Origin of the sequence: Micromonospora maritima, from assembly GCF_902825405.1 — a bacterium.
Classification (GTDB): Bacteria; Actinomycetota; Actinomycetes; order Mycobacteriales; family Micromonosporaceae; genus Micromonospora; species Micromonospora maritima.
Map to the genome: position 1 here is coordinate 1 of NZ_CADEAU010000374.1, position 5,276 is coordinate 5,276.

Consider the following 5,276-nt stretch of genomic DNA (forward strand, 5'->3'; position numbering starts at 1 on the left):
GTCCGCGTCGCCGGGCGCTGCCACGTGCCCCTGTCGGTGCGCTCCGGCGGCCACGACTGGGCCGGCCGGGCCCTGCGCGACGGCGGCCTGGTCCTCGACCTCACCGCGCTGCGCCAGGTGGACCTCGACCCCGGGACCGGGGAGGTCACCGTGGGCGGCGGGGCGACGGCCGCCGACGTGCTCGCCGCCCTGCGACCGTACGACCGGGTCGTCGCCACCGGCGTGGTGCGCGCGGTCGGGCTGGCCGGGCTCACCCTGGCCGGCGGCTACGGCCCGCTCTGCGGCCGGTTCGGGCTGGCGCTGGACAATCTGCTCGGGGCCGAGGTGGTGCTCGCCGACGGCCGCCGGGTGACCGCCGACGCCACGCACGAGCCCGAGCTGTACTGGGCGCTGCGCGGCGGGGGCGGCAACTTCGGCGTGGTCACCGCGTTGCGCTACCGCACCCACCGGCTGGCCACCGCGCTCGCCGGCATGCTGCTGTTCCCGCTGGCGCAGGCGACGGCGGTGCTGCGCGGCTACGGCGAGGAGGTCCGGCGGGCACCTGACGAGCTGACGGTGATGGCCGGCTTCCTGCCCGGCCCGGCGGGGGAGCCGGTGGTCTTCCTCGCCCCGGTGTTCACCGGCGCCGACGAGGCGGCGGGTCGGGCCGCGGTGGACCGGCTGCGGGCGCTCGGCACCCCCGTCGTCGACCAGGTCGCACCGCTGCCGTACGAGGACGTGCTGCGCCTGTTCGACGGCGGGATGGCCGACGGCAACCACTACCTGCTGCGTACCCGGTGGTTGCCCGGGGTGGACGAGCCGGTGGTGGCCGCACTGACCGCGGCGGCCGGCGCGGTCACCTCGCCGTTCTCGGCGATCGCGCTGCACCACTTCCACGGGGCAGCGGCCCGGGTGGAGGTGGGGGAGACCGCGTTCGGGCTGCGCGCCGACCACCTGCTCGCCGAGATCATCGCGGTCTGGGCGCCGGGCGGCGACCCGGCGCCGCACCGGGCGTGGGCCGAGCACACCAGCGCGGCCCTGGCCCCGCACGCGCTGCCCGGCGGCTACCCGAACCTGCTCGCGCCGGAGGAGACCGACCGGGTCCGGCTGGCCTACGGGCCGAACTGGGACCGGCTGCGCCGGGCCAAGCGCCGCTACGACCCGCGCGGGATCTTCTCGGCCGTGCCCACGCTGCCGCCGGCCGGCCCGCCCGCGCCCCGGGCCGGACAGGAGCGACCGGATCCCCGGGAGCACCCGGCCGGGCGGTGACGGCGGGCGGTACGATTTCCGCCGCGCGGTCGCCGATGCCCGCCACTCACGACGTCGCGGTGCGGTGCATCCACCGCCCGCCCGCGCGGGTTTCGCGCGTCGTTGGACAACTGTTCCTCAGTCCGCAAGGGGTCGGCCCGCAGGTCGACCCGGAGGAGAGACTAGCCTGATGGGCGTGACACGCCGCGCGAAGATCGTCTGCACTCTCGGCCCCGCCACCTCGTCCCCGGAGCGCATCCGGGGTCTCGTCGAGGCGGGCATGAACGTGGCGAGGCTCAACTTCAGCCACGGCAGTCACGAGGACCACGAGTCGGTCTACCGGATGGTCCGGGAGGCCGCCGAGGCCTCCGGCAAGCCGGTCGCCGTCCTCGCCGACCTCCAGGGCCCCAAGATCCGCCTCGGCCGCTTCGCCGACGGCCCGCACGAGTGGCGCACCGGCGACTCCGTGGTGATCACCAGCGACGACATCGTCGGCACCAAGGAGCGGGTCTCCTGCACCTACCGCAAGCTGCCGCAGGAGGTGAAGCCGGGCGACCGGCTGCTGATCGACGACGGCCGGGTCGCCGTCGAGGTCAGCGACGTCACCGGCAACGACATCCGCTGCCTGGTCACCGAGGGCGGCCCGGTCTCCAACAACAAGGGCGTCTCGCTGCCGAACGTGGCGGTCAGCGTCCCGGCCATGTCCGACAAGGACACCGAGGACCTGCGCTTCGCCCTCGGCCTCGGCGTCGACCTGGTCGCGCTGTCGTTCGTCCGCTCGCCGGAGGACATCAAGCTGGTCCACTCGATCATGGACGAGGAGGGCGTGCGCCGCCCGGTGCTCGCCAAGGTCGAGAAGCCGGAGGCGGTCGACCACCTGGAGGCGATCGTGCTCGCCTTCGACGGCGTCATGGTCGCCCGCGGCGACCTCGGCGTCGAGCTGCCGCTGGACCAGGTGCCGCTGGTGCAGAAGCGCGCCGTGCAGCTCTGCCGGGAGAACGCCAAGCCGGTCATCGTGGCCACCCAGATGCTCGACTCGATGATCGAGAACTCGCGCCCGACCCGTGCCGAGGCCTCCGACGTGGCCAACGCGGTGCTCGACGGCGCGGACGCGGTGATGCTCTCCGGCGAGACCAGCGTCGGCAAGTACCCGGTGCTCACCGTCAGCACCATGGCGAAGATCGTCACCACCACCGAGGCCGGCTCCATCGCCGTCCCCCGGTTGCAGCACGACCCGCGTACGCACGGCGGCGCGCTGACCGTCGCCGCGTCCTCCATCGCCCGCGCCATCGGCGCCAAGGCCATGGTGGCGTTCTCGCAGACCGGCGACACCGTCAAGCGGCTCAGCCGGCTGCACTGCGACCTGCCGCTGCTGGCCTTCACCCCGGTGCCGGAGGTGCGTAACCAGCTCGCGCTCTGCTGGGGCGTGGAGACGTTCCTGATGCCGTTCGTGGAGCACACCGACGACATGTTCCGCCAGGTCGACCAGGCGCTGCTCGGCCTCAACCGGGCCAACCCGGGCGACTACGTGGTGATCGTGGCGGGCAGCCCGCCCGGCACCCCCGGCTCCACCAACACGCTGCGCGTGCACCAGCTCGGTTCGCTCGTCGACGCGGCCTCGGCCCGGGCCCTTCAATGAGTGACGCTCCGGTGGCGACCGGGCAGGCGGCCGTCGACCAGCTCCTGGAGGTGCTGGACCTGGCGCAGACCGGCGAGATGGCCTTCCGCGGCATGAGCCCGCCGGTCGGCCCGCAGCGGGTCTACGGCGGTCAGGTCGCCGGCCAGGCGTTGGTGGCGGCCGGCCGCACGGTCGACCCGGAGCGGGCCGTGCACTCGCTGCACGGCTACTTCGTCCGGCCCGGTGACCCGGCCGAGCCGATCGACTACCAGGTGGAGAACGTCCGCGACGGCCGGTCCTTCTCGGTGCGCCGGTCGGTGGCGTTGCAGCACGACAAGCCGATCTTCTTCATGTCGGCGTCGTTCCAGCGGCAGGAGGAGGGGCTGGACCACCACGCCCCGCTCCCGCCCGACGTGCCCGCGCCGGACGACGTGCCGACCATGGCCGACCGGCTGTCGCGCTACCCGGAGCGGCTCGGCATCTGGGGCCAGATCCCGCGTCCGATCGACGTGCGTTACGTCGGCGAGCCCGGGTGGGTCCGGCCCGGCGACCGCCCGGCGGAGCCGCACCAGCGGGTCTGGATGCGCATCGACGGGAAGCTGCCGGACGATCCGCTGCTGCACGCCTGCGCCCTCACGTACGCCTCCGACCTGACGCTGCTCGACTCGGTGCTGTCGGTGCACGGCGAGGTGTGGGGGCCGGGCGGCGTGGTGGGCGCCAGCCTCGACCACGCGCTCTGGTTCCACAGGTCGTTCCGCGCCGACGAGTGGTTCCTCTACGACTGCTGGAGTCCGTCCGCCTCCGGGGCGCGCGGTCTGGCCACCGGCCGGATGTTCACCACCGACGGCCGGCACATCGCCAGCGCCGTGCAGGAGGGTCTGCTGCGTCGGGTCGGCGGCTGAGCCGGCAACCGTGACCGATCGGCCGAGGGTCGGGAGTCCGCTCGGCTGAGCAGGCGACTAACCTTGCCGACATGCGTCTCTCCGCCCGGGTCGACTACGCCCTCCGTGCGGCCGCCGAGCTGGCCTCGGTCGCCGACGGCGCGGCCGCCGGGCGGAGTCGGCCGGTGACGGCCGAGCAGATCGCCCGCTCCCAGGACATCCCGCCGAAGTTCCTCGAGAGCATCCTGCTCCAGCTGCGCCGGGGCGGCATCGTGCACGCCCAGCGCGGCCCCGAGGGCGGCTACTGGCTGGCCCGCCCGGCGGGCGAGATCTCCCTGGCCGAGGTGATCCGGGTGATCGACGGGCCGCTCGCGCACGTGCGGGGCCAGCGCCCGGAGCAGCTCGGCTACCAGGGGGCGGCCCGCGCGTTGCAGGACGTCTGGATCGCGTTGCGGGCCAGCGAGCGGGAGATCCTCGAGCTGGTCACCATCGCCGACGTGGCCGCCGGCACGCTGCCCGGCCGGGTCAACGAGTTGGCCGCCGACCCGCGCGCCTGGAGCTGACGCCGGCCGTCGCGCTCCCGACCGCCCCGCCGCCGGGGCCGTCCGGCGTGTTCCCACCAACCGGATGGGGGACTTGACCGGGACCCCCTCCGTGCCGCATTGTCGACCAAGTCGATAGGAGATACCGAAAAGTCAGGGGGCGCTCGTGCGCAAGCTGCTGGTCCTCGCCCTCGTCGGGCTCGCCGCGCAACTGGTCGACGGCGCGCTCGGCATGGCGTACGGGCTGACCTCCTCGACCCTGCTGCTGTTCGCCGGGGTCGCGCCGGCCGCCGCGTCCGCCTCGGTGCACCTGGCCGAGATCGGCACGACGCTGGCCGCCGGCGTCTCGCACTGGCGCTTCGGCAACGTCGACTGGAAGGTGGTCGGCCGCATCGCCCTGCCGGGCGCGCTCGGTGCGTTCGCCGGGGCCACCTTCCTCAGCTCCATCTCGACCGAGTCGGCCGCGCCGTGGATGGCCGCCATCCTGTTCACCCTCGGCGCGTACCTGCTGGTCCGTTTCTCCCGGCCGCTGCGCGCCAACCGGGCCGCCGGCCGGCTGCGCAGCCGCTTCCTGGCCCCGCTCGGGCTGGTCGCCGGCTTCGTCGACGCCACCGGCGGTGGCGGCTGGGGCCCGGTGGCCACCCCGGCGCTGCTGGTCTCCGGCCGGATGGAGCCGCGCAAGGTCATCGGCTCGGTGGACACCTCCGAGTTCGTGGTGGCGGGCGCGGCCAGCCTCGGCTTCCTGATCGGGCTCGGCTCCGAGGGCTTCCTGCTGCCCACCGTGGCCGCGCTGCTTGTCGGCGGCCTGATCGCCGCGCCGATCGCGGCCTGGCTGGTCCGCATCGTGCCCGCCCAGGTGCTCGGCGCCGTCATCGGCGGCGTGATCGTGCTGACCAACGCCCGCACCCTGCTGCGCGCCGGTGAGCTGGGCGGCCCGGTGCCGGCCCTGGTCTACGCGGTGCTCGGCGCCGGTTGGCTCGTCGCCGTGACGCTCGCGGTACGCGCGCT

General features: G+C 74.5%; 5 protein-coding genes. All 5 read left to right on the top strand.

Annotated features, from left to right (window positions below; all coding sequences use genetic code 11):
• Positions 1-1,248, top strand: a 1,248-nt coding sequence (locus HUW36_RS24745) for an FAD-binding oxidoreductase (RefSeq protein WP_174530364.1), incomplete at its 5' end; no start/stop codon positions are given.
• 169 nt (positions 1,249-1,417) lie between these two features.
• The gene (pyk, locus tag HUW36_RS24750; protein ID WP_174530365.1) at positions 1,418-2,866 is read left to right on the top strand and encodes a pyruvate kinase; all 1,449 of its coding nucleotides are present in this window, start codon (positions 1,418-1,420) and stop codon (positions 2,864-2,866) included.
• Positions 2,863-3,747, top strand: a complete 885-nt coding sequence (locus tag HUW36_RS24755) for an acyl-CoA thioesterase (protein WP_174530366.1) — start codon at positions 2,863-2,865, stop codon at positions 3,745-3,747. The genes pyk and HUW36_RS24755 overlap by 4 nt, the downstream gene beginning before the upstream one ends.
• A gap of 71 nt (positions 3,748-3,818) precedes the next feature.
• Positions 3,819-4,289 carry an RrF2 family transcriptional regulator gene (locus tag HUW36_RS24760; RefSeq protein ID WP_174530367.1) on the top strand — a complete coding sequence of 157 codons (471 nt, stop codon included), beginning with the start codon at positions 3,819-3,821 and terminating at the stop codon, positions 4,287-4,289.
• Positions 4,290-4,434: 145 nt separating this feature from the next.
• Positions 4,435-5,276, top strand: an 842-nt coding sequence (locus HUW36_RS24765; protein WP_174530368.1) for a sulfite exporter TauE/SafE family protein, incomplete at its 3' end; no start/stop codon positions are given.